The sequence below is a fragment of the Undibacterium sp. Di27W genome (genome assembly GCF_049340345.1).
Classification (GTDB): domain Bacteria; phylum Pseudomonadota; class Gammaproteobacteria; order Burkholderiales; family Burkholderiaceae_D; genus Undibacterium.
The window spans coordinates 25899-49955 of sequence record NZ_JBMPOS010000017.1 but is presented as its reverse complement, the minus strand read 5'-3'; the positions used below and the strand labels follow the sequence as shown (position 1 = coordinate 49955).

The window sequence follows — 24057 nt, the reverse complement described above, 5'->3', positions numbered from 1 at the left end:
TTAAGGTTTTTATGATATTTGCCCATTTTTGTATTTCAAAGCTCCCATTTGACAATCCCGAAAAACAGGCATATCCTGTAGAGATGAAAACACTGAGCATACTCTTTTTTACCTCCGCCCTCCCGGCATGTCAGACGACATCCCGGGGCCGCTGATGTGTGCCCGTTGAAACTCTGATAAATTAAATCAGAAAAAAAACAAAGGCCCACAGGGGCCTTTTTTGTTTTCTGCGTTGGAACAATTGTATAAGCTACTGCGCGGCGCGATTTTGAGTCTGCGATGCTCACCGTACTTTAGTACGGTTGCGCTTCTTAACTCAAACTAGCACCGCTCGCTGCGCTTATCCAAATGTTCCAAAAGTATTGGACTTGATATCCAAAAACTCAGCACCACTTTAGTAAGCACTTTTAATTGTACGCAGTACCAACACTCTCTCATTGAGGAGCCATATAACATGAAGTCAGCAGATGTAGAACGCGCGCGGGTCCACTGAAATAAGGGTGGTCGCATGGCCCCGCGGCGCTGTCACCAAGACAACCCCACGACCGCTCGCTATGTAGAAAGATCCATCATGACGAACACTGTCCCCCGTGCCGCTTCCAATAAGGCATCTGCTCACTCTGCGCTCAATAATGTGCGTAACAACTGGCGCAACTTTGGCATCATCGCGCACATAGACGCTGGCAAGACCACGCTGTCTGAACGCATCCTGTTTAAAACCGGCGAAATTCATCGCACTGGCGAAGTCCATGAAGGCAATGCCACCATGGACACCATGGCACTGGAAAAAGAACGCGGCATCACCATCGGTGCAGCGGCGACCCGCTGCGTCTGGAACGGCCATGAATTCACGCTGATAGATACCCCAGGCCATATCGACTTTGCGATAGAAGTTGAACGCTCTCTGCGTGTGCTTGACGGTGCCATCACTGTCTTGTCTGGCGTGGCTGGCGTGCAGCCGCAGACCGAGACTGTCTGGCACCAGGCCGAGAAACATGGCGTGCCCATGATCATCTTCGTCAACAAGATGGACCAGACCGGTGCTGACTTTGCCCGCGTCACAGAACAAGTGCGCAAGCAGCTCGGTGCACGCCCTGTGCCGCTGGCGATACCTGTCGGTGCGGCGGATGAGTTTGGTGGCGTCATCGATGTCTTGCAACAGCGTCTGCTGCAATGGGATGCCAAAGGCAATATGACGGTGCTGGCTTTACCTGCAGAACTGCTGGCGCAAGCTCAGGCGGCCTATGCTTATGCAGCCTCGGTTGCGGCAGAAGCGAGTGATGTATTGACGGATGCCTATCTGGCGAACGACTCGCTGACCCATGCAGAAATCCTGCAAGGTTTGCGTACCCTGACGCTGGCCAGAAAAGCCACGCCCATGCTGGCTGGTTCTGCGTATAAAAACGCAGGCATAGAACCGCTGCTCGATGCCGTGATAGCCTGGTTGCCTGCGCCTGACGACCGCGCTGCTCCCGTTGCGACCTTGAACGGCGAAAGCGTGACCGTGGCAACTGGTGATACTGATCCTCTGGCCGCGCTGGTGTTCAAGGTCACGCATGATGAACATGGCTCGCTGGCGTTTGTGCGTATTTATGGCGGTAGTTTGCATGAAGGTGAAACCATCTGGAATGCCAGTCTGGATAGCGCTGTGCGCATCGGCCGTCTGTATGTCGTGCATGCGGATGAACGTACCAGTACCACACAGTCTGGCGCGGGCAGTATCATCGCCATCGCCAATCTGAAAGATGCGCTGACCGGGCAAACTCTGTCTGGCAAGTCGCAACCGTGGACGCTGGAAACCATTCATGCGGGTGAGCCCGTGGTGGCGCTGGCTGTGGAACCGGGTGCAGGTACTGACCGTGCCAGGATGCTGGCAGCATTGGACAAGTTCCGTCGTGAAGACCCGTCTTTGCGTCTGGAAAACAATGTGGAAACCGGCGAGACTATTTTGTGGGGCATGGGTGAATTGCATCTGGATGTGGTGCTCGAACGTGCCCGCCGTGAAGCTGCGGTGGACATACGTGTCGGTGCGCCGCATGTGGCCTACAAAGAAACCATGGGCCTGGCGACGGTCGAAGCAGAAGGCAAGCTCGACAAGCAAAACGGCGGCAAAGGCATGTATGCCCGTGTTGTTGTGCGTCTTGATCTGCTTGAAGAAGGTGATTTTGCCTTTGCCAATGTCGTCAAGGGCGGTGTGATACCAACAGCGTTTTTCCCGGCTGTTGAAAAAGGCGTACAGCAGGCCATGCAACAAGGCCCGCTGGGGCAAAAAGTGACAGGCGTCAAAGTCACTTTGCTTGATGGTGATTTCCATGCCGTTGACAGTAATGAAATGGCCTTCATCATCGCCGCCAAAGAAGCTGTGCTGGCAGGCTTGCGCAAGGCCAAACCAGTCTTGCTCGAACCCGTCATGAAAGTGACTGTCGATGCTCCCGTCATCAACACGGGCGATGTCATCGGTGACTTGCAAAAACGCAGCGGCCGGGTACTGGGCATCACTGAGAGCACAGGCAGGGTTGAAGTGGTGGCTGATGTGCCCCTGACCAGGCTGTTCGGCCATACGAACGACTTGCGTTCTCTGTCACAGGGCAGGGCGTTTGCCAGTGCTATCTATGCACGTCATGCAGCTTGTGATGTGAATGAGGCTTCGTTTGTGTGAGTTGTGTTGAATGTGGATGATGGGTGGACTGTAGTCGGGTTTGCCTGTTGTCTGCAAGCCAGGATGATAGAAGTAGGAGAGAAGCCAGGGCGGGTGCCCTGGCTTTTTTTTGAGTCAGGAGGTTTGGTGATGTTTGGGATGTGCTTGAATGAAGATCGCTAAACGCCCTCATTTTCTAATTTTTTCTTTAAAATCGTTATTCCAGCGTAGGCGAAAAATTCCATGTTGGAATTTTCTATGCGTTCGTAAGATGCAAGTGCTGTTCCTACGCACAAGACTATCGTCTGCAACGAACGCCCTTGGACTCCAGCCTGCGCTGGAGCGACGTTAATTTTGCTTAGGATGGCAAGGCTAGCTACCAGCCAGGCGGGGATGTTGGTATGCCAGACAAGTAGCTAGTCCTGGCGGCCTTAAATTCGTCATTCCTGCGCAATCTGCAGAATGTAAACTATCCAGACATGATGAGATGCTTGATAGGCTTCACCTTAGGCACCCCAGCTTTTCTGGCTTGTGCCAGGTCATATTGCATCTGCAACCTCAGCCAGGTTTCGGCATCGCCATTGAGCCATTGTGCCAGGCGCAATGCCATGTCGGCGCTGATGGCGGAGCGGCCATTGATCATTCTGGACAGGGCAACACGGGACACGCCGAGCTGCATGGCTGCGTCGGTGACGGTCAGGCCCAGTTCGGGTAATACGTCTTCACGTATCGTCAGTCCTGGATGGGGGGGATTAAACATCTTCATCATCGTCCTTCATTGTTTTTAGTGATAGTCCTGATAATCGACAATTTCTGCATCTTCACCAACAAAGCGAAAAGTCAGCCGCCAGTTGCCGCTTACCCAGACCGACCAATGCCCAGATAAAGTGCCTGATAATGGATGCAGGCGCCAGCCCGGTATATCCATATCCTTGGGATTTTTGGCAATATGCAGCATGGCGAGTTGACGCCCTAGTTTGTTCGCATGGGTGGCATTGATGCCTGCCTTGCTACCAGAAGTAAAGAATTTTTCTAATATCAAAAAATTTCCTGACCATGCTCAATGCCCATGCCGGTGATGAATATCCGGGTAATGCGCATGCGCATGCACCATAGGCAGGTGGCGGTGTGCATGAGCGTGGGGTTGTTTGCCATTCCATGCAAAATCATGTTCATGCTGGTGGTGTTCGTCGTGCACATGCTCATGCGCGTGTTCCATGGCTTCATGTTCGTGCGCATGTTCATGATGTTCAGTCAGGTGCAACCAGATGCCTGCAGCCATCAGGATAGCGGCCAGCCAGAATAGGGGGCTGGGTCTGTCGCCCAGCATCAGCAGGGCAATGACAGCACCCACAAAAGGGGCGGCTGAGAAATAGGCTCCCGTGCGGGCCGTGCCCAGGTGCCGGAGTGCCAGTACGAACATGACCAGGCTCAGGCCATAACCGCAAAAACCCACGACTCCTGTCGCTAATATGGTTGTCGTTTCAGGAAAACTGGCTCCCATTGCCAGCGCTATCGCTACATTGACGGCACCTGCGACCAGGCCTTTGATGCCAGCGATTTGTACTGCATCACTGGCAGAGATTTTGCGGGTCAGATTATTGTCTATGGCCCAGCACAAACAGGCAGCGATAATGGCCAAAGCGCCCCATGGCATCCCCAGAACAGGTATCTGCTCCCAGGACAGCAAGATGCCCGCCGCAATAATGAGCACCATGCCAATAAAGATGCGGCGATCAAAATTTTCCCTGAAGACGAACCAGGCCAGCGTGGCCGTCAGCACGCCTTCCATATTCAGCAAGAGCGCGGCAGATGAGGCAGCGGTCATGCTCAGTCCCAGCATCAACAAAACCGGCCCGGCAATGCCACCTGCGACGACTGCACCACTTAGCCATGGCAAGTCTTGCCGCTTGAGGCCGACAGTCTCGCCACCGGTTTTGCGGGCCAGGGCAGCGCGCAAGACATACCAGAGCAAGAGACCCAGGCCGCTACCCAGATACAATATGCCCGCCACGCTGAGCGGGCTGGCCTTTGCCAGCAGCAGTTTGGCAAACGGTGTGCTGGCACCAAACAGGGCTGCTGCCATCAGTGCATAAATGACGCCTTTGTGCATATGCTGTGCTCTGGTCTTTGAGAGTAGGATTGTGGTCAGCCTGAGCTCAGGCCGACATGCCCAGGTATTATTGCATGACAGGCGGCTACTGGCGCGCCTGGCTCTGGAGATGTTGTGCGGGGCAGATCACTGCGTTTAATTAGCAGGTGATCTCCAGTATAACCTGGCATGTCTTCAGTCATCATGATGGCATCGTCAGGAATTGATGCGCCACTTCCGCCACCTCAGCATGTACAGACTTTGTCAAATGCCGGATGCAGTTATTGACCCTGGTATCGTCAGCACCGCTGATGGCGATGCAGGCTGTGATGATGGCGCGGGCTTGTTCGGCATCTTCGATATAGCTGTCTTCATGAAAAATAAATGCCTCGATGGCTTCCATGGCAGGTAAGGCTGCCTTGCCTAGTTTGCCCAGGGCGATGATGGCAGCGCCAGCGCTGATATGGCCTTGCCTGGCGACTATCTTGTGCAGGGCTGCGACGACGGCTGCCGAGTCATCGGCTATCGCGCCAAAACAGTTTGCCAGCAATTGATTGGGGCAGTCATAGAAATCATCTTCCTTTTCATGCATCTGCGCCAGACGCAGCAACTTGCTCAACTGGCTGTGGGCTGTGCCACCGAGTTTTGTCAAAGCCTGCAGCGTGGCTGACTGCACATCCCAGTCATGCCCTTCGGTATCAAAAATCATGTCACCGAGGCGATTGATGAGTGCTGCATCTTTTACCGTAGATAAGCCCAATATGCCCAGTGACACGGCGGCATTGCCTCTGATATACCAGGCTTCACTGGCGAGACACGGGGCCAATATCGCTAGCGCTTCTGCCGGCCTGTCTTTACACAAAGCCAGGGCGACGATGATAGAGCTATAGACCTCGTCATAGACCTCGCCATGGTGATTGCGATCAGCTACTTGTGCTCTTCGCACAAGCATGTCTTGCATGGGCAAGGGGAGTGCCATCTCCAGGGATTTGAAACTTTCAAGTATGCCGACTTGCAGATTATCGTTGGCGTTCTCAAACCTGTTCATCACTGTCTCAAACCCCCAGGGGTTTTGTGTCAGGGCCGCCGCCAGTGCAATGCCAGGCTGATAGGGCCATTGATGCACACCTTGCTTTTCCATCGTTGCCAGGAGTTGCTCAAGATGCTGTTCATGCAGCGTGGGAAATGCTTCCATGATGGTCCCGGCAGATGAAATCAAAAAAGTATCACCACTGTCCAGCAAAGCCAGTACTTCTTCCTCTGCCAGATGGCCGTAACCGGGCAGGGCATGCATGAGATGACCCAGGTCTGTCACGACCAGGGTGTATGCCTCCTGGGCTTTTTTTCTGGCACCACCCTGGACTAGGCCAAGGAATTTTTCATTCTTGGACGCCGCCTGAAAAGCTGCCAGGCTGCGTGTGTAGTTCAGGCGGTAACCCGTCAGGATGCTGGCGACGGCATCGGCCGTGGCATAGCCTGGCATGCGCATCACGCCCTTGAAAAGCTCAGCATCCATGCGTAAGTGCAGGGGCGAGGCTTGCAGTGCATGCAGACGCTGCAAGGTCGGATGATGGATTTGGTAGTCATCACCCTGGAAGAGCTTGAGCAGGCAGGCACCGATTTCTGCCAGGCGCGGTGCCTGCCACTTTGCCAGGTAATCAGCAGGGCTGGTACGCAAAGCGGCATTGTGTATCTTGTTCACTGTGAGCCAGCCTACTTGTCGTTTGCCTTCAAGGATATGAATTTCACGGCCTTCCCAAAGGGAGGCGGGATAGCGGTCTGGCGCGGATAAACACACGGCCACGCGGCCACTGCTCCCTGGCTGCACTTGGTCGCCATCCAGATATTCATGGATGCCGCTGCTGGCCTCATGCGCATATAACTGGTGGGCCGGGCTATAGCCTGAATGTGCGGCAGCCTGCCTGTCACCGTTGTCAGCAGCTAGCAAACTCAATATGCCTTCAAAATCAGCAGGGCGCGGTAATTTCATGGGAAATCTGGTTTTGAGCCCAGGATTTTCCTGGTTTGTTTGGTGTTGACGTCATTTTTCAATACTTTGTTTGATTGTGTCGCCACAAGGCAATTGTAAGCATCGGTAACATCAAGGTTTAGGGAAATTAAATATTGTTTTATTTAATGAGTTTACTATACTCATTTTCAGCTGCCGACATCTAGCGCAGCGTCTACCCTCTGCTACATCCTGTCTGCAGGGGCGCTCCATTCAATCAGCATCGACATTTCACACAATCACCTTATTTTATTTGGAGACAGTATGAATGCTATCAAACTTTTTTTGATGTTCGTTGCAGCTATGGTAGTACAAATCAGCGCGGCACAAGCCGGCAATATCTCGGTGCGTATCGCTTACAGTGACGGCAGGCAGGGCACTAGTTTCACGCCTGTGCGTGCCGAGCTTGGCGAGTTTGGCCTGACACCCAGTATGGTTGGTGGTGGACAGGGTGAGAAATGGCGTGTCGTCGCCAAAAATGCGCAGGGGCTGGTCATCCATGAAGTGTTGGTCAGGAATGCGCAGCAGCGTCATGTTGAAGTGTTTGACCCAAAAACCGGGGCTATAGACGTGTCGCAGCAAGTCAGGCAAGCCGACGGTGTTTTTGAAGTGTCCCTGCCATTTGATGAGCGGATCGCCAGCATAGAAATCCAGCAGCCATCAGCGAGTAGTGCGGGCCTGGCAATGCCACCGCCGCAGCTGGCCGTGTTCGACCGCGCTGCATTGGAGAAAGTCGTGCGCAGCAGCCAGATGGCACGCGTCCAGGGCCCGCCGCCAGCAGCCACTGCCACCACCATCATCGATAACGGCCCGGCCAATGCGCGTATGGACATTGTCTTTGTTGGCGATGGTTACACGGCTGCCGAGATGAATAAATGGCATACCGATGCGCAGAAAGTCATCGATGGCTTCATGGTCGATCCCTTGTTTGCCGCCAACCGCGCCAGCATCAATGTACGTCGCGTTGATATCGCCAGCAACCAGTCAGGCGCGGATGAACCTGACAACGGTATTTACCGCGACACCGCTATGGATGGCAGCTTCTATTGCTATAACATCGACCGCCTGTTGTGCGTCAATTCGACCAAGGTGTATGACGTCGTTGGTTCTGTGCTGGCGCCTGATCAGCGCGATATCATCGTTGTCGTTTCCAATTCAACGCGCTATGGTGGCTCAGGCGGGGAAATCGCCACCCTGTCCATGCATGCCCAGTCTGTGGAAATTGCCTTGCATGAGATAGGCCACACCGCCTTCGCCCTGGCTGACGAATATGACTATGGCACTTGCAGCCTGAGCGCCGAGCCGACTTCTGGCGACGTCTCATTGAATGGCACGCGCAATGTCAAATGGGGGAGTTTGATCGCCGCCACCACTGCTGTGCCGACTAGCCTCGGGCAGTATGCCAATGGCACGGTTGGCACCTTCCAGGGCGCGCAATATTGCAAAACCGGGAAATACAGGCCCACAGAAAACTCCCGTATGCGCACCCTGGGTTATCCATGGCATGCTGTCAATGAAGGCCTGGCCAGAGCCGTGTTTGCTTCCTACACACCCACTCCAGGTGGCGGCATCACCCAGACCGGCAGCCTGACCAACGGTGCCACCGCCAATGCCCCCAGCGCATCACCCGGCTATATCCAGGCGGGCAGCGGCACCTTCAGCCTGCAGTTGAGCGGGCCAGCAGGCACGGACTTTGATCTTTACCTGTATAAATATTCCGGCAGTGCCTGGACCAAGGTCGCCAGCAGCGAAGGCAGCACCTCAACCGAGGCTATCAACTATACAGGTACGGCAGGCTATTACTATGCCCAAGTCAAATCGTATTCTGGCAGTGGGATTTACACTTTGACTTATAGCTTTCCGCCGAAGTAAGGAGCTTGCATGGAAGTGGTGAGTAGGGGGGGCAGCAACGTTTGCCTGATGAAAGCAAGACTAAAAATCTCACCACAGAGACACGGAGACACAGAGGAGCACAGAGGAATCAAAGACTGCTTCGAAGCAGTCTTTGCTGCGTCGGTGTGTGGCAGTAAGTAGGGTGCGTTGTAACGCACCGTTTTTTATTGAGCACGATGGTGCGTAATAACGCGCCCTACTATCGTCGCCTCATTAATGTCCGCGCAAACCGTGTCGTTTTTTTACCTGGATATCCTCTCCATCGTCATTCCTGCGCAGGCAGGAATCCATGGTATTTATGCCGTGAGCTTTGATTGGCCGCAGTTTTTTTAGATGCGTCCAAATTTACGAAATTTCTTCGTTAATCAACGAACGCCGCTGGGCTCCAGCCTGCGCTGGAGCGACGTTGCAGAGAGTATTAGTTGGTGGCAGTGAGCAGGGTGCGTTGCAACGCACCGGTTTTTATTGTTCCGATGGTGCGTTGTAACGCGCCCTACAGGTGTATTCGTTGCATTGATACCCGCGCAAGCCGGGTCTTTCTTTGGATATTTTCCCTGATGCGGCCTGGCCTAATGAGGTCCGTTCCGATCTACGATACTTTGTTTGAAAGTATATCAACACGCCCTGGTCAGAGGCGTTTTTTCGACACCAGTTTTGTGTCATAAGCCGCCCCACCGTTTCTTATCATTTGCATGACATACTGAACCATACGAATATGCAATTCCAGGCGTATCTCATATATTTCCTTTTCCTCATTTCTTGCTTGAAAGCTGACCTGAGGAGGGCCCCGTTGCCAGAGAAAATATTCTATTTTTGTCGGCTCTATGATTTGCATTGATTCTTCGCTAGCCCAAACTATGGTTGCAGACAGCAGGCTTAATTTGCGCTGAATTATCGAGAGATAAATGATTAAAAAAAATATCAGGAGGAACATAGTTTGTTTTGACTAAGGCTTGTTTTAGCCTGGCCATGCTTTCATGGCAGCATGTCGAATTGGGATGAGAAGTTTGTCTTGTATATTGGATAATACAACAATCTTGCAATGATCATTGAGTTACTGTACCAGGGCTCATGCTGTGAGTAGGAGGGCGCTATAAGGTAGCGTTTGTTATGGCGATGTCTGTTAGCTGATTTCTCAGCAGCGTTTCTTTTCGCCAGCACCAGAGTTTTTAGAGAATGATACGAGATTGATGTGCCGAGTGTTGGGCTGATGAGGCGTAGCCCAACCTACGTACTAAAGCGACGTTGCCTGGGGGAGTAGTTGGTGGCAGTGAGTAGGGTGCGTTGTAACGCACCGTTTGTTGTTGCGCCGACGGTGCGTTACAACGCACCCTACAGGGATATTTGTTTCATTGATGCCTGCGCAAACCGTGTCGTTTTTTACCTGGATATTTTCTCCATCGTCATTCCTGCGCAGGCAGGAATCCATCGTATTGGTGCCGTGTGTTTTGAAATGTACTGAAGTTCTTGAAGCGCATCCTATTTTTTCAATTTTCTTGTCTTCAGCCATGCGCAGCTGAAGCCGCTCCTGCGTTAAAATCTGCCCTGGTCTGATGGCAGCCTTGAGATCACTCCAGCGGCTTCCAGGCCTTCACATCAGCCTCGATTTGTTTTCTTTGCTTTGCCGTCAGCATTTTTTTCAATGATGGCAGGCTACGTTGCGCTTGTCGGTTGCCCTGGGCTGCGGACAATAATAGCCAGAAATAGGCAGCCTGCTTATCCTTCATCGGTTCTTGTCGATATAGGTAGGCGTGGCCCAGTTGCAACTGGGCATCTGCCCTCCCGTGCTCTGCCGCCTGACGCAACCAGTGCATAGCCTCTGGCACATCCACGTCCATGCCCTCCAGGCCATAAAGGTAGAGCTCTGCCAATTCGACTTGCGCAGCGGCATAACCTTGCTCTGCTGCCTTGCGATACCAAAAGGCAGCTTGAAGTACATTCCTGGGTACACCGTCACCAACATAATACCGCCAGCCCAGCAAGTGCTGCTCTGGCGCATTGCCTGCTTCTGCCCTTTCGATTTCCATTTCCAGCGCTGTCTTGGCAGCCTCAGTGCTGGCGGGCAGATTGTAGGCGGGCACCGTGGCATAGGCATCCTGGCTCAGGAATAAAACAGCACTAATGATGGCCAGGGCAAGGCGGCTTGAAGCTGTGTTGTGCAGAGTGATCATAATGAAGTATCTCGTATCAAAGCCAGCATAGCGCACGTTTGTATAAGTGGGTGAAAATACTTGCGCGAAATTATTGCAGGTCTGGCAGGCGCAAGGCATGCTCGCATCCCCGGCGCTTCATTGGCCAGCCAGATAAGCACGCAGTTGCGGCAGGCAGTTATCTGGCCAGGCGGGCATCATTACGCAGGCAGGAATCTATCGTGTGTATGTTGTGAGCTTTGATTAGCCGTAGTTTCTTGGATGGCGCAGTTTCTTCTTTGATTAACGAACGCCACTAGGCTCCAACCTGCGCTGCAGCGACGTTGCAGTAGGCAGTGGTGATTGAAAGTGAGTAGGGTGCGTTGTAACGCACCGTTTGTTGTTGCGCCGACGGTGCGTTACAACGCACCCTACAGGGATATTTGTTTCATTGATGCCTTCACAAACTGTGTCGTTTTTTAACCTGGATATCTTGTCAGTCGTCATTCCTGCGCAGGCAGGAATCCATCGTGTTAATGCCATGAGGTTTGATGGACCGTAGTTTTTTAGATGCAGCCAAATTTGCGAAGTCTCTTCGTTGATCCGCAAAAGTCACTAGGCTCCAGCCTGCGCTGGAGCGACGTTAATGAGGCTTGGGCGGATTAAGCTGTTGCAAGCCAGGCCTGGCTAGTCGCAAGGCATACCTGCCTATCAAATAATCTCCCCCGCAACTTTAGGCCAGCTAAACCTGAACACCGCCCCACGTGGTTCATTGGCGGCCAGGCTGATGTGGCCGCCGAGTGACTCTATGGTTTTTCTGATGACGGCCAGGCCCATGCCGCTGCCTTCTACTTCGTCGCGGGGGCGCAGGGTCTGGAACATGGCGAAGACGCGTTCGCGGTGTTCTGGCGGGATGCCGGCGCCATCGTCAGCGACTTCGAAGATATAGTGCTCTTCATCGGAAGAGGAGATGGAGCGCACGATGATATGGCCGCTGCGTTTGTCGTGGTGTTTGATGGCATTGCTGATGAGATTGCGCAAGACCAGTTCCAGGGCGACTCTGTGGGTAGCTGCCTTGGGGAAATTGCCTTGCAATTCCAGGTCGAAAGAGGCGTCACTGCAGCACAGGTCAAAGACATCGCGCACCAGTTCGGCAAAGTCGACGGTGACGATGTTGCCGCCCAGCTGGTCGGCACGGAAATAGAGCAGCAAGTCTTCCAGCAGTTTTTCCATGCGGGTGATGCGCACGCGCAAGAGGTGCAGGTGTTCGCGGGTTTCTTCCTTGATCTGACCTGCCAGGTCTTCAGTGATCCAGGTTGCCAGCTGGCTGACGCCACGCAGTGGGGCCTTTAAGTCATGCGAAGCGACATAGGCAAAGTCCTTTAACTCTTGATTGCGGCGCGACAGTTCATCGATGAAATGCTGGCGCTCAGAAATATCAACAATGGCCGAGAGTACCTTGACGCCGTCGGACGTATCGATGGGATTGAGGCTGACTTCGACCGGAAATTCTGTACCATCTTTACGCAGGGCGTACACGGTGGGGGCGGGCTGGTCTAGTTGTTCCGCATGCTGTCCACGAAAACGTGCAGGCACCAGTATGTCGAAGGGCTGGCCCACCAGTTCGGCACGCGGGTAGCCAAAGATTTTTTCGCCACGGTCATTGATCATTTCTATCACGCCAGCCTGGTCTATCAAGACCATGGCGTTCGGCGCGGCATTGACCACCTGGCGGAAATGCCTTTCACTTTGCGCCAGGCGGGCAGCGAGTTTGTAGCCATTGCTGAAGTCACGGGCACTGAGTGCCAGGCCAAAGATCTTGCCTGCGCTGTCTCCTTGACCATGGCGTATGGCAGAGATGCTCAGCGATACCGGTATCTCCCTGCCATCGGCATGACGGCCCATGGTTTCAAACTGGCCGATGGCGCTGTTTTGCTCCAGCAGTTGTATCAGGGTCAGGTGGTCGGGCAATTGGCCATCCGGGAAGAGCAAGGCAAAGGCCTGGCCGAGTATGCTGTCGTGTGCATGGCCAAACAACAGGGTCGCGGCATGGTTCCAGCTGATGATGTGACCATGCAGATCGCTGCCTATGATGGCATCTTCTGAGGAATTGACGATGGCTGCCAGTAACTCTGTCGATGCGCTGTTGTTGCTCTGGCCTGCCATTACACGGCCCCGACTGCATTGGTATTTCTTGGCCAGGTAAATCTGAAGATAGCCCCGCGTGGCTGGTTGGCGCTGAGTTGTATGTTGCCACCCAGGGACTCTATGGTTTTTTTGATGATGGCCAGGCCCATGCCACTGCCCTCGACTTCATCACGCGGACGCAGGGTCTGGAACATGGCGAAGACGCGTTCACGGTGCTCTGGCGCGATGCCGGGGCCATCGTCGCAGACGGCAAATTCCAGCCATTGCTCATTGGGGATGGCTTGCACCATGATGTTGCCTTGCTTGGTGTCGTGATGTTTGATGATATTACTGATGAGATTGCGAAACACCAGTTCCAGCGGCACCTTGTGGGTATGCCCGCGCGGGAATTCACCCTGCAATTCCAGCCTGAAAGCCTTGTCTGCACAGCAGAGATCAAACACATCGCGCACCAGTTCGGCAAAATCGATATGCTGTACCGTGCCGCCCAACTGACCCGCGCGGAAGTAGAGCAGCAAGTCATCCAGCAGCCTTTCCATGCGCTTGATGCGTATGCGCATGAGGCGCAGATGTTCATTGGTATCGTCATCGATCTTGCCTGCCAGGTCTTCGCTGAGCCAGGTGGCAAGCTGGTCAACGCCGCGCAGGGGAGACTTGAGATCATGCGAGGCGACATAGGCAAAATTATTCAATTCCTGGTTGCGCCGCGACAATTCATCGGTAAAGCGTTTGCGCTCCGAGATATCGACAATCGCCGATAAGACTTTGAGACCATCGGCTGTTTGTATGGGGTTGAGACCTATCTCGATCTGGAATTCACTGCCATCCTTGCGCAAGCCAAACAGGTCGCGGCCCGTGCCCATGGCGCGGGTACTGGGGCTGGCAAAATAACTGCTGCGCAAGCCCGGGTGTTGTGGGCGAAAGCGTGCCGGGATGAGGATTTCCATAGGCTGCCCCAGCAACTCGGCGCGCTGGTAGCCAAACAAATGCTCGGTCTGGGCGTTGACCATTTCTATCATACCCTGGCTATCTATCATGACCATAGCATTTGGGGACGCTTCGACGACGAGGCGGAAGCGTTCTTCCTGGCGCTTGCGTTCGCTGATGTCGACAATGGCTGACAAGACCTTGATGCCATCGCTGGTTTCTATGGGGTTGAGGCCTATCTCCACCGGGAATTCGCTACCGTCCTTGCGCAAGCCAAACAAGTCGCGGCCAGAGCCCATGCTGCGGCTGCTGGGCTGCGTGAAAAAATTATTCCGCAAACCAGGGTGGTGGGCGCGAAAGCGCGCCGGTATCAAGACCTCCATGGGCTGGCCCAGCAATTCTTCGCGCTCATAGCCAAAGATTTGCTCGGTCTGGGCATTCACCATTTCTATCTTGCCCTGGCTGTCTATCATGACCATGGCATTCGGCGCAGCTTCGACGACGAGGCGGAAACGTTCTTCCTGGCGCTTGCGTTCTGTGATATCGACAATGGCTGACAAGACCTTGATGCCATCTGCAGTTTCTATGGGATTCAAACCTATCTCTACCGGGAACTCTGTACCATCCTTGCGCAAGCCATATAATTCGCGCCCCTGGCCCATGGTGCGGCTGACGGGGTGGGCGAAGTAGCCAGTACGCAAGCCGGGGTGATGGCGCTGGAAGCGGGAAGGGATGAGGATTTCCAGCGGCTTGCCCAGCAGTTCTGAACGGGTATAGCCAAAGATGGATTCTGCTTGAGAGTTGACCATTTCTATCAGGCCGCGCCGGTCTATCATGACCATGGCATTCGGTGCCGCATCCACCACCTGACGGAAATGGCGCTCGCTTTGCGTCAGGCGCGCAGCGATGCGGTAACCCACGCTGAAGTCGCGCGCGATCAGCGACAAGCCTATGATATTGTCACCCTCGTCGCGTATGGCCGAGATGGTCAGGGCCACAGGTAGCTCGGTGCCATCCTGGCAGCGCCGCATGGTTTCAAAATGACCTATCGAGGCACCTTGCTGCAAGAGTTTGATCAGCGAGAGGTGGTCTGGCAATTGCCCGGCCGGAAAGAGCATGGCAAAGGGGCGCTGGTAAATTGCCGTGGCGCTATAGCCAAACAGGATTTCTGCGGCATGGTTCCAGCTCAGGATATTGCCACTGAGGTCGCTTCCTATGATGGCATCATCGGCCGAGGCGACAATAGCCGCCAGCAAGGCATGCTGTTCATTGACGTGATCGGTTTTGCGATTGTTACCTGGCTCATTCTGCAGACTGTGTTCCAATTGGCTCATGGCGGAAGCTTCCGGTCAGGTAGCGATCTTCAAACTCATTCGATGGAATAGGGCGGGAATACAAATAACCCTGCAAAAGTTCACAACCACGCTGTGCGCAGAAATCGGCGTGTCTTTCGGTTTCTATGCCTTCTGCCACCAGGGACAAGCCCATGGTCTGGGCAAAGGCGATCATGGCCGCCAGCAAGCGCTCTGGCGAATCCCCCTTGCCCACGCCAGCAACAAAGCTCTGGTCTATCTTCAGTACATGGATGGGGAAGAGCTTCAAATGTCCGAAGGATGAGTAGCCCGTTCCAAAATCATCCAGCGACAATTTCACGCCACGCCCGACCAGCTTGTGCAAGATGGCGGCGACATGATGGGGGTCACGGATCAAGGCATTTTCAGTGATTTCCAGTTCCAGGAAACGCGGGTCCAGGCCGCTGCTGAGCAGGGCTTCATCGACGGTATAAATGAGATTATCGCCCTGCAATTGTATGGCCGAGACATTCACGGCGACGGTCAGGTCCTGGGTATGCAAAAACGGCAGCGAGCGCCATTCCTGTAACTGGGCGCAGGCAGTGCGCATGACCCACTGGTCTATCTCAAACATCAGGCCCAGCTCTTCTGCCATCGGTAAGAAGATGCCGGGTGCCAGCACGCCTTCCACCGGATGGTGCCAGCGCAGCAGGGCTTCCATGCCACCGATCTGGCCATTGAAGGGATTGATCTTGGCCTGGTAATATACTTGCAATTGCTCATTGCGCAGGGCATGGCGCAAATCGCGCTCCAGATACATACGATGACGCACGGCCTGGTGCAACTGGTCGGAATAAAAATGGCTCTGGTTACGGCCTTCTTGCTTGGCGCGGTACATGGCAATGTCGGCACATTTCATGAGCTCGGTCGCATCATTGGCGCAAGAGCCAAACACGGCGATGCCTATGCTCATGGTGACATGCCATTCCATGCCATCAAGGACGATGGGTTTCTTGAAGGCTTCAACGATGCGGCTGGCCAGCAGAATAGCCTGGTCGACTCTTTCCATATCCTGCACCAGCACCACGAATTCATCCCCGCCCAGGCGCGCCAGCAAGTCGCTGCCGCGGGTGGTGGTGCCCAGGCGACGTGCCACCTTGATGAGTAACTGGTCGCCTATCGCATGGCCGTAAGTGTCATTGACATTCTTGAAACGGTCCAGGTCCAGCAGCAGCACGGCCATCTTGCCATGCAGGTTTTCGCGCTTGGCGCGGCTCACGGCAAAGGCCAGCGCCCGTTCAAAATCATAGCGGTTGGCGAGGCCAGTCAGGGCATCATGCTCGGCCAGTTCGCGCAACTGGTTATAGCTGCGGCTGAGTTCTGCCTCCAGCTTGTGGCGGTGACGGGCCTGGTGCAGGGCACGCATCAGGCGGCGTGCATTGACTTCTTCTTTGAGTAAAAAATCTTGTGCCCCGGCTTCTATGGCTTGTTCGGCCAGGCTGACATCTTCCTGATGCGTCAACATGATGATGGCCGTATGATGGGTCTTGTCGAGGCGCAGGCTTTTCAAGACTTCTATGCCATCGCGGTCGGGCAGGCGGTAGTCGAGCAGGATGACATCGAACATGGTTTCCTTGGCTCGCAGCAAACCATCCAGGGCATTATTGGCTTCGACGATATTGACGCTGACCGAGACTTGTTTCAGCGCACGGATGACGGTGCGCCTGTCGACTTCATCATCATCAATGATGAGGATATCAAGTGTGGAGGTTTGTGGGGGCGCAGTCAGCATCATGTTTACACCTCAGGCAACGGGCAGTTCAACGACCCGCCAGTAATGATCCAGCATTTCAGTAACACGCATGAAGCCATCGCCTACATGTTGTTTGACGATATACCCGGCCACATGTTTGGAATAGGCCATGAGCTTGTCCTGGTCATCTTGTGAGGTGGTCAGCACAAATACCACGGCGGATGTCAGGTTTTTATCCAGGCGCAATTCAGCCAGCATCTCTTGCCCATTCATGCGCGGCATATTAATGTCCAGCAAAATCAGATAAGGTTTTGGCAAGCCCTCGGGCGAGCGCAGGATTTCCAGCGCTTCTACACCATCATGGGCACGCACGATAGGGTTGGCGATCTTGAGTTTTTTCAGGGCGCGCTCTATACCCAGCACATCAACATCGTCATCATCGACGACCAGGATGGTGACCGGTCTGGTTTGCGGAATGCTGTCATTCATTAGACACCCCTTCGCCTGCGCATATCTATAAATAATACTTCAAGGCAATATTGTTGCAATGTGAAATTTGTAACAGTATCTACATTACTGCAATATTAATTGCCGGGTCTTTGTCTGGCTAAACGAGCTGCTTAAAAATGAAATAAAAACATGATTACTAAATTTACATTCATATTATGCAATTGTCTATCTGTTGCCAATATTGATATGACTAATTTGCATTTTTTTACGCTTTTGTCGCAAGATGAGCAACTGCCCTCAATAAATCATGCGCTGCGCCAAGAGGTTTGTCTGTAGGAGAATGCCGCGTCTGGCGCTTGAGGTTTATCATTGGAGCATGCGTCAGTTAAGGGCTTGTCGGCTGTAACTGATATTGGCAGGTCATCTGATAGGTGAATTGACTTTTTAAATTTTTTAGCAGAAGATGATGTTGTCGTTTAACGGCATAAATCGAAAGTCAATACCAGCAAATGGTAGCAGCCAGGGTTTCTAGTATTCTTCAAGAATGTCACCTCGGTGTCTCCATTCTGCTTTGCCTTGCGCATCGCATTCAAAGACGCGTTTTGCGTTTAAATAATATCAAGTGATTTTCCTGAATGGCCTTGCTATTTGGGTCTAACTATTTTCGCTTTGCATTGTCCTCAAAAAGCACGCAGCTGCGCCTGCTCCGACCCAAAAAGTCGTCCAGCCTCCCTGGTTAATCTGCATTCCATCTGCTTAGCAGCATCTTTTGCATAGGGAGCTGTACTAGGCAGCCATTGCTTGATTGCTGAAACTGTCAATGGACATAGGGATATCCGTGTGTTCAGCAGATCGAGAATGCGCTGTGGTTGATTTTCTTTGCTGCGCCGTTTTCTGCATGCCTTATTTATGTTGAGATAATCATGCTTACCTAACATGACTCATTTCGGTAAAATGCATACCGCCTGTCATCAATATCCATCTTTATTCTTGGACGAGTTGCGAAGAAAAAACATGAAAGAAAAAATGACTATCAATGCGTTACTCATCAACTGGATAGATGCAACTGCAAATTCAGTCAAGAGAAACCGCAGGCTATGAAAATCTTCACCAGGATTTTTTTCTTTATTGCCACTACGGCAGTATTGAGTGGCTGTAACAGCCTGACGGGCCTTGAACATCCCAATATCATTTTGATGGAAGCGCGCATGAATGATATGAAGTGGGGCAGGCCGAATTTACCTAAGCCAAACGTCATTGATTTCTATTCTGAAATCATATTGTTCATCGGCGTTGAAGAGGTACTGATAGGCCGCCTTAAAAAAGATCCGGCTTTCGTCGTCACCAGGATGCATAGCTATCCAAACCTGGAAGTCGCCAGCAATATTTACTTTCTGGCGCGGCAAAGCCAAGAGGGTGAATTAGAAATCATTAATTGGTGGCTGGGTACGGATCGCCTTTGCATGAGCCGCAAGCTTGCAAGGGAACTGGACATAGAAAAGCAAATGCTGACACTTTACGACAGTGCCAAAATCAAGTGCAAGTATTGGAAAAAAGGGGTTTGGGAATAAGAACATGCAGCTACGGTTAGCACGCCGTAAGCGCACGCATGTTAGTCGTCATTAGTCGATGAATCAGATGTATCTCGGGAATGAGAGGCTTGAGATAGCGCCTCGTTTACCCACCTCTATGTGTACCGTCCATCCTCAACAAATGTTTGAAAAAATGAATTTCACAACAAAAATAATCTTTGGCTTGCTCACTGCATGGGGTCTGAATTCTAACGTCTGTGCACAGACAGCACAAACAGCACAAACAGCACAAACAGCACAAACAGCACAAACAGCACAAACAGCACAAACAGCACAAACAGCACAAACAGCACAAACAGCACAAACAGCACAAAGCATCAACTGTAGCGGCACACTTGCTAAGTCGACGGCTATCAGCAAAATCGCGGCTTTTTCCAATATGCGCTACTCCGGCGAGCATGTCAGCGGTTATACCATCCTGCTATGGCGTGCTGATACCCGCTTGCTGGGCATCATGCTGGCCGCTGACGGCCTGGCTGGCGATACTCCTACTGGTGAATTGCACGAGCTCTGCTACGATGAAAAAAGTGGTGCCATCCGCTTTACTGCCAAGCTAAGCACCGGTACTGTGTTTTCACCCCTGACAAAAAAAGAAGAGGCTGCCCGTGACCTGTTTACATTTCAGGGCAAGCTCAGCAAGACACAATTGTCTGGCGTGTTGACGTTAACCACCCTCAACGACCCTCAATCCAAGCCGCAGAAAACCCGGCTGAACTTGCGCGCCTCACGGCAAGAGGCTGAACTCATGAGCGATGAAAGAACCTATGGCGCATGGCGCAGTTATTGGGATGAGATGTTGAAATTACGCGGGCCGAAATGGTAGTACGAGTGAGGAGATGCTTGATTCCTAAGCTTGGTGACACCACACTTCGCCCTGGGCATCCTGTGTCAGGATTCAGTTAGCCTGACCGGAAGGCCGTGCTGTATGGCTGACTCATGGACCTGTCTGGCCAACTCATCATCTTCTATCAGCAGGCAGGAATTTTTGATTTCATTGATCAGTAAATAGCCAGAAGTATCTATTACTTTTTCAGACAGCCTCAAGCCCTCTTTACGACATGCTGTGATGATATTGCGGGCTAGTCTTCCATTGATTCTTCCCAGAAAATAGTCGGGCTTGCCGCGCAATTCGGCTGCAATTTGATGTAGGGGTTGAGGTGTGAATTCTGATATGGCGCGTCTTATCGCCATCAGTTCTCGGTTTGATGGGCCTGCAGACTCAAATAATAAGGAGAGTTCTAAATCATGCCCATAAAATCTACTCAGTACCCAGCCTGGCTGGGTGCCGTCCCATAGATATTGATATTGCTGGATTTCTGGTGGATTCATGCGCTTATTGTAAATTCACCAAAGCAAGAAATTCAAGCCCTGGTCAAGTCTGAGCATGCGCAAGGCTTGCTGTCAAAGCCTGCAAGACTAAGCGCGGTGCTGGCTGGTGGTCAGGGCTTCATCTTTTTTTGTGATGTGCCCGACCAGCTAGCGCACCAAGCAGTATCAGGCGCTCAAGCGCTGCAAGGCGGCCTGCAAGTCTGCCATGAGATCATCTGCATCTTCCAGGCCTATGTGCAGGCGTACCATGCGGCCAGTATCGGGCAAGACATCCAGGCTGCGCAGGTGGTGGGGAATGGCTGGCATGACCAGGCTCTCGTAGCCGCCCCAACTGGTGCCCAGGCCAAACAATTGCAGGCCATCGATAAAGCGGGCAAAGCCAGCTTCGCTGCACTCCTGCAAGACCAGGCTGAAGGGGCCGGCAGCACCGCTGAACTGGCTTTGCCAGATGGTATGGCCAGCGTCGCCTGGCAATGCCGGGAACAGCACCTGTTCGACCTGGCTTTGCTGTTGCAGCCAGGAAGCGATGCGCAAGGCGCTGGCCTGGTGTTTTTCCAGGCGCACTGCCAGGGTGCGCAAGCCGCGCAAGGTCAGCCAGCAGGCATCGGCGGCGGCATGGTTGCCTTGCAGGTCGCACCAGCGCCGCACGGCAGCCAGATTGGCATAGGAACCAGTCAACAAGCCCAGCATGACATCAGAATGGCCATTGATGAACTTGGTGGCAGCATGGATGGCGATATCGACCCCCAACCCGTGCGCATCAAAAAACAGCGGCGTGCCCCAGGTGGCATCACAGGCCACGACGGCACCCTGGGCATGGGCCAGGCGACAAATGGCCGCAACATCGGGCATTTCCATGCTCAGCGAGGCCGGGGTTTCCACGAACACCAGGCTGGTGTCTGCGTTGAGCTGGCTGGCCAGCTCATGGTGGTCGGCAAAATACCGCAGCTGCACGCCCATGGCCTGCAGGTATTGCTCACAGATTTGTCGTGTCGGCCCATATACCCCCTGGTAGACCAGGATTTGCTGCCCCGGCTGGGCATGTGCCATCAGCACGGCACTGATGGCCGACAGGCCGCTGCCAGTGGCGATGCAGGTTTCTGCGCCACTGAGTTCGGCCATGGCTGTCTGCAATTCAAAATTGGTGAGTGTGCCTGAACGGCCATAGCGCGGCGTCTCGAAAACCTTGCCACGATAAGATTCCTTGAAGGCAGCCAGGTTCTCAAACAACATGGTCGAGGCGCGCACCAGTGGTGGGTTGACGGCATGGACAGCAGCCGCACTGCGGCGGCCCAGGTGTATCAGTGAGGTAGCGGTTTTCATGGCGATGGCATGGTCAGGAAAGAAGAAAAGCTGCATACTATGCTGGCTGGCCAGCGCGTAAATGCCAATTTATATCGTTGAGCAGCCAACATTGATCTGACCATATAGCCAACACCATGCCCTTGCCACCGCAAGCCTCACAGCCAGACTGGCGCGTACTGGCCCGTAGCCACCCACAAGGGCATAGCCTGCCTGTGCACCACCATCAGACGGGGCAACTGGTGTTCGCCTTGAGCGGTAGCATGCAGGTCGATACCGGTAACCAGCAATGGACCATACCGCCCCAGCGCGCCCTGTGGCTGCCGCCGCAACAAGAACATGGCATACAGATGCTCTCGGACGTGGCCTTGCGCACGGTGTATTTTTCGCCTGCCATGCTGGCTGCATGCCCACAATTTGCCCGCCAGGGTGAGACCCATGTACTGGTGGCTTCCAGCCTGGTGCGTGAACTGGTGCTGGGTCTGTTTGCGGTCGGGCGCAGCCTGGCCATGCAAAACATGATGGCTGGCCTGCTTTTGCATGCTCTCAGTGAAACCGCCTGCCTGCCCAGCGACTTGCCCTGGCTAGCGCCCGGCCCACTCAGGCTGGCCCTGCAAGAGATGATGCAAGCCGGGCACTGGCTGCGCCCCATGGACGAGCTGGCGGCTCAGCTGGCCATGTCGGGCCGTAGTTTCAGCCGCCACTTCAGCGCCCAGACTGGCATGTCATTTCGCCGCTGGCGACAACGCGCCCGTCTGATTGCCTCGCTTGATATGCTGGCCACCACTGCTTCGATCAAGAGCATCGCCCACCGCCTGCAATTTGCCAGCAGTGCCGCCTATGTGTCTGCCTTCAAAGAGTTGATGGGAACCAGCCCCCAGGTTTTCAGGCAGGCTTTGCTCGCGTCCTGAGCGGAGAAGGGCCGGGGCAGGGCAGGATTAGCTTAAATTGTAACTTTTGATTACACTTTTACCTGGCTGATGGCGCCTGTTTCGGGGGAACTCAGACTTATAATAGCCTGTAAATACTTTCCGTAATGATAAGGTAATCTCGATGGTCAAAAACATCTTTCATTTCATCACCATCCCGCTCATCAGAAATATCCTGATTGCCTGGTTTCTGTTTTACCTTATTGGCAGCAACTTCAGCGCCCAGTACATGCGCAACATCCTGGGCTTGCCCGTCATCGCCTGGTTTATCTATGCCTTCTTTGCTGGCCTGGCTCTGGAAGCGCGCAGACATAGCAAGCTGGTGACTGAAATCCAGCAGTTTTCAGGTGTTGACAGCGCAAAATGCGCCGATGTCTGTGACCATGACGGGCTGGCCGTCAACTACGACACCAAGTCCATCTATATCATCGATGAGGGCAAGTCCAAATCCTTTGCCTGTGCCGATGTGCTGTTTTATGAAACCGCAGACAGTTCTTATCGCACCATGGCTGATCCTAAAATCGCTGGTGGTGGCAATGGCATCTTCGCTACCTTCAGGCGCTGGATGCGTGGCTCTGACGCCATAGGCAGGGTCAAGTTCTGGGTCAATGATGCAGAACGTAGCGTCATCATCATCTCAGTCTCCAAGAAAAATATCATTGATCAGCTGCACCATTTTGCGCTGACCAATGGCATGAAACTGAAGACAATTTAACTCTTATCAGATAGCGGATAGCTGACACCTGGCCACCATGTTGAATACCTACACCATCAAGACCAGGCGTTTGGCCCTGGCATTCAGTATTGTTGCCGCTTGCCTGGCAGGCACTGCCCAGGCCCAGATGTGGACTGCCATCCCGGCGCTGGACACAAAAGCCGACGTCATTACCCAGCGTGCTGACGACCCTATCTATAGCCGCATGGCGGTCGACAAAAAGTACCGGGAATTTGCCCACTATGCCATTAATGTCAAAGGTGAGCAGCTGGGTTATGAATTGCTGCTGGAATCGCGTGCAGCCTTGTTTGAGCAAAAAAACCTGCGCCAGGTGTATGCCGCCAGGGCTGGCAATTACTATGTCAGCTACTGGGTCAAAGAGACACCTAACTACCGCACCATGCCTTTCAAGCGCAATGCTGCCCTGGCTCTGATCGTGGTCGACACTGTGCCCGCCAAACAGGATGATGCACAGTTCAAGGCCGTTGCCAGCAAATTGCCCTATGCCGTTTACCAAATCAAGTGGGAGCAGCCCAATAGCAACCATGTTGCCACCATACGCATAGACGACAGTGGCTCTGCCGTCAAATGGGATTGCAAGACCAAGGAAGGCCAGGCCATGCCCACCATGCTGCAACCTGTGATTATCCACAAGCCGCAAAACAAGGATGAGCAAGAGTACTATCGCACCGGTTATTACATCGCCGATGATGGCAGCCTCAAAAACAATGGCGCAGGCCGCCGGAATATCTGCAATAAACGCAGTGTAGGGCCGGCTGATGAAGTATCGAAACTGGAGCGGTTTTTTAGTTGAGCCTGAGGTGAAGCAAGTTCAAAAGTACAAGCTCAACATGACATGT

General features: G+C 53.3%; 20 protein-coding genes. 7 read left to right on the top strand and 13 right to left on the bottom strand.

Annotated features, from left to right (window positions below):
* Positions 1-571 precede the first annotated feature (571 nt).
* Positions 572-2659: an elongation factor G gene (gene fusA / locus ACO0LF_RS26760; RefSeq protein ID WP_423019637.1), complete on the top strand. Its 2088-nt coding sequence runs from the start codon at positions 572-574 to the stop codon at positions 2657-2659.
* 448 nt (positions 2660-3107) lie between these two features.
* On the opposite strand, the gene ACO0LF_RS26755 is transcribed toward fusA, so the two are convergent.
* The 4 genes from ACO0LF_RS26755 to ACO0LF_RS26740 form a co-directional block, all read right to left on the bottom strand.
* A complete protein-coding gene (locus ACO0LF_RS26755; RefSeq protein ID WP_423019635.1) occupies positions 3108-3407 on the bottom strand; it encodes a HigA family addiction module antitoxin in 300 nt (99 codons plus the stop codon).
* A gap of 15 nt (positions 3408-3422) precedes the next feature.
* Positions 3423-3680: a type II toxin-antitoxin system RelE/ParE family toxin gene (locus ACO0LF_RS26750; RefSeq protein ID WP_423019633.1), complete on the bottom strand. Its 258-nt coding sequence runs from the start codon at positions 3678-3680 to the stop codon at positions 3423-3425.
* Between the two features lie 18 nt (positions 3681-3698).
* On the bottom strand, positions 3699-4751 hold the full coding sequence (locus ACO0LF_RS26745; protein ID WP_423019631.1) for a DMT family transporter: 1053 nt from the start codon (positions 4749-4751) through the stop codon (positions 3699-3701).
* A 181-nt stretch (positions 4752-4932) separates the two neighbouring features.
* Complete coding sequence (locus ACO0LF_RS26740; RefSeq protein WP_423019629.1) at positions 4933-6720, bottom strand: HEAT repeat domain-containing protein; 1788 nt, start codon at positions 6718-6720, stop codon at positions 4933-4935.
* A 282-nt stretch (positions 6721-7002) separates the two neighbouring features.
* On the opposite strand from ACO0LF_RS26740, the gene ACO0LF_RS26735 reads away from it, so the two are divergent.
* Positions 7003-8610: a M64 family metallopeptidase gene (locus ACO0LF_RS26735; protein ID WP_423019627.1), complete on the top strand. Its 1608-nt coding sequence runs from the start codon at positions 7003-7005 to the stop codon at positions 8608-8610.
* A 649-nt stretch (positions 8611-9259) separates the two neighbouring features.
* Here the strand turns inward: ACO0LF_RS26735 and ACO0LF_RS26730 are convergent.
* The 7 genes from ACO0LF_RS26730 to ACO0LF_RS26700 all read right to left on the bottom strand — a co-directional run bounded on the left by ACO0LF_RS26730 (position 9260) and on the right by ACO0LF_RS26700 (position 18268).
* Positions 9260-9565, bottom strand: a complete 306-nt coding sequence (locus ACO0LF_RS26730; RefSeq protein WP_423019625.1) for a hypothetical protein — start codon at positions 9563-9565, stop codon at positions 9260-9262.
* A gap of 634 nt (positions 9566-10199) precedes the next feature.
* Positions 10200-10802, bottom strand: coding sequence for a tetratricopeptide repeat protein (locus tag ACO0LF_RS26725; protein WP_423019623.1), 603 nt, complete (start codon positions 10800-10802; stop codon positions 10200-10202).
* Between the two features lie 669 nt (positions 10803-11471).
* On the bottom strand, positions 11472-12926 hold the full coding sequence (locus ACO0LF_RS26720; RefSeq protein ID WP_423019621.1) for a sensor histidine kinase: 1455 nt from the start codon (positions 12924-12926) through the stop codon (positions 11472-11474).
* Complete coding sequence (locus tag ACO0LF_RS26715) at positions 12926-15169, bottom strand: PAS domain-containing sensor histidine kinase (protein ID WP_423019619.1); 2244 nt, start codon at positions 15167-15169, stop codon at positions 12926-12928. Before ACO0LF_RS26715 ends, ACO0LF_RS26720 begins: the two co-directional genes overlap by 1 nt.
* Complete coding sequence (locus ACO0LF_RS26710) at positions 15138-16922, bottom strand: putative bifunctional diguanylate cyclase/phosphodiesterase (protein ID WP_423019617.1); 1785 nt, start codon at positions 16920-16922, stop codon at positions 15138-15140. Before ACO0LF_RS26710 ends, ACO0LF_RS26715 begins: the two co-directional genes overlap by 32 nt.
* Positions 16923-16931: 9 nt before the next feature.
* Complete coding sequence (locus ACO0LF_RS26705; RefSeq protein WP_423002920.1) at positions 16932-17369, bottom strand: response regulator; 438 nt, start codon at positions 17367-17369, stop codon at positions 16932-16934.
* Between the two features lie 641 nt (positions 17370-18010).
* Entirely contained in the window at positions 18011-18268 is a 258-nt protein-coding gene (locus ACO0LF_RS26700) for a hypothetical protein (protein WP_423019615.1), read from the bottom strand.
* A gap of 159 nt (positions 18269-18427) precedes the next feature.
* On the opposite strand from ACO0LF_RS26700, the gene ACO0LF_RS26695 reads away from it, so the two are divergent.
* Complete coding sequence (locus ACO0LF_RS26695; protein WP_423019613.1) at positions 18428-18901, top strand: hypothetical protein; 474 nt, start codon at positions 18428-18430, stop codon at positions 18899-18901.
* 154 nt (positions 18902-19055) lie between these two features.
* On the top strand, positions 19056-19745 hold the full coding sequence (locus tag ACO0LF_RS26690) for a hypothetical protein (protein WP_423019611.1): 690 nt from the start codon (positions 19056-19058) through the stop codon (positions 19743-19745).
* A 65-nt stretch (positions 19746-19810) separates the two neighbouring features.
* Here ACO0LF_RS26690 and ACO0LF_RS26685 read toward each other — a convergent pair whose 3' ends face one another.
* Both ACO0LF_RS26685 and metC read right to left on the bottom strand, forming a co-directional pair.
* Positions 19811-20251, bottom strand: a complete 441-nt coding sequence (locus ACO0LF_RS26685) for a hypothetical protein (protein ID WP_423019609.1) — start codon at positions 20249-20251, stop codon at positions 19811-19813.
* A gap of 165 nt (positions 20252-20416) precedes the next feature.
* A complete protein-coding gene (metC, locus tag ACO0LF_RS26680) occupies positions 20417-21610 on the bottom strand; it encodes a cystathionine beta-lyase (RefSeq protein ID WP_423019607.1) in 1194 nt (397 codons plus the stop codon).
* Between the two features lie 80 nt (positions 21611-21690).
* Here metC and ACO0LF_RS26675 point away from each other — a divergent pair, with 80 nt between their 5' ends.
* From ACO0LF_RS26675 to ACO0LF_RS26665, 3 genes are all read left to right on the top strand, one after another.
* Positions 21691-22464, top strand: a complete 774-nt coding sequence (locus tag ACO0LF_RS26675) for an AraC family transcriptional regulator (RefSeq protein ID WP_423019605.1) — start codon at positions 21691-21693, stop codon at positions 22462-22464.
* Positions 22465-22606: 142 nt separating this feature from the next.
* Entirely contained in the window at positions 22607-23197 is a 591-nt protein-coding gene (locus ACO0LF_RS26670) for a hypothetical protein (protein ID WP_423019604.1), read from the top strand.
* Positions 23198-23234: 37 nt separating this feature from the next.
* Positions 23235-24011: a hypothetical protein gene (locus ACO0LF_RS26665; RefSeq protein WP_423019603.1), complete on the top strand. Its 777-nt coding sequence runs from the start codon at positions 23235-23237 to the stop codon at positions 24009-24011.
* Positions 24012-24057: the final 46 nt, after the last annotated feature.

Bases quoted from the DNA above. Each gene is read 5' to 3' on its own strand.
- ACO0LF_RS26725 (WP_423019623.1), bottom strand. From the start codon at position 10,802: ATGATCACTCTGCACAACACAGCTTCAAGCCGCCTTGCCCTGGCCATC.
- ACO0LF_RS26730 (WP_423019625.1), bottom strand. From the start codon at position 9,565: ATGTTCCTCCTGATATTTTTTTTAATCATTTATCTCTCGATAATTCAG.
- ACO0LF_RS26720 (WP_423019621.1), bottom strand. From the start codon at position 12,926: ATGGCAGGCCAGAGCAACAACAGCGCATCGACAGAGTTACTGGCAGCC.
- ACO0LF_RS26710 (WP_423019617.1), bottom strand. From the start codon at position 16,922: ATGATGCTGACTGCGCCCCCACAAACCTCCACACTTGATATCCTCATC.
- ACO0LF_RS26690 (WP_423019611.1), top strand. From the start codon at position 19,056: ATGAATTTCACAACAAAAATAATCTTTGGCTTGCTCACTGCATGGGGT.
- ACO0LF_RS26755 (WP_423019635.1), bottom strand. From the start codon at position 3,407: ATGATGAAGATGTTTAATCCCCCCCATCCAGGACTGACGATACGTGAA.
- ACO0LF_RS26705 (WP_423002920.1), bottom strand. From the start codon at position 17,369: ATGAATGACAGCATTCCGCAAACCAGACCGGTCACCATCCTGGTCGTC.
- ACO0LF_RS26745 (WP_423019631.1), bottom strand. From the start codon at position 4,751: ATGCACAAAGGCGTCATTTATGCACTGATGGCAGCAGCCCTGTTTGGT.
- ACO0LF_RS26665 (WP_423019603.1), top strand. From the start codon at position 23,235: ATGTTGAATACCTACACCATCAAGACCAGGCGTTTGGCCCTGGCATTC.
- ACO0LF_RS26735 (WP_423019627.1), top strand. From the start codon at position 7,003: ATGAATGCTATCAAACTTTTTTTGATGTTCGTTGCAGCTATGGTAGTA.
- ACO0LF_RS26715 (WP_423019619.1), bottom strand. From the start codon at position 15,169: ATGAGCCAATTGGAACACAGTCTGCAGAATGAGCCAGGTAACAATCGC.
- metC (WP_423019607.1), bottom strand. From the start codon at position 21,610: ATGCAGCTTTTCTTCTTTCCTGACCATGCCATCGCCATGAAAACCGCT.
- ACO0LF_RS26685 (WP_423019609.1), bottom strand. From the start codon at position 20,251: ATGAATCCACCAGAAATCCAGCAATATCAATATCTATGGGACGGCACC.
- ACO0LF_RS26675 (WP_423019605.1), top strand. From the start codon at position 21,691: ATGCCCTTGCCACCGCAAGCCTCACAGCCAGACTGGCGCGTACTGGCC.
- ACO0LF_RS26740 (WP_423019629.1), bottom strand. From the start codon at position 6,720: ATGAAATTACCGCGCCCTGCTGATTTTGAAGGCATATTGAGTTTGCTA.
- ACO0LF_RS26670 (WP_423019604.1), top strand. From the start codon at position 22,607: ATGGTCAAAAACATCTTTCATTTCATCACCATCCCGCTCATCAGAAAT.
- fusA (WP_423019637.1), top strand. From the start codon at position 572: ATGACGAACACTGTCCCCCGTGCCGCTTCCAATAAGGCATCTGCTCAC.
- ACO0LF_RS26695 (WP_423019613.1), top strand. From the start codon at position 18,428: ATGAAAATCTTCACCAGGATTTTTTTCTTTATTGCCACTACGGCAGTA.
- ACO0LF_RS26700 (WP_423019615.1), bottom strand. From the start codon at position 18,268: ATGTTAGGTAAGCATGATTATCTCAACATAAATAAGGCATGCAGAAAA.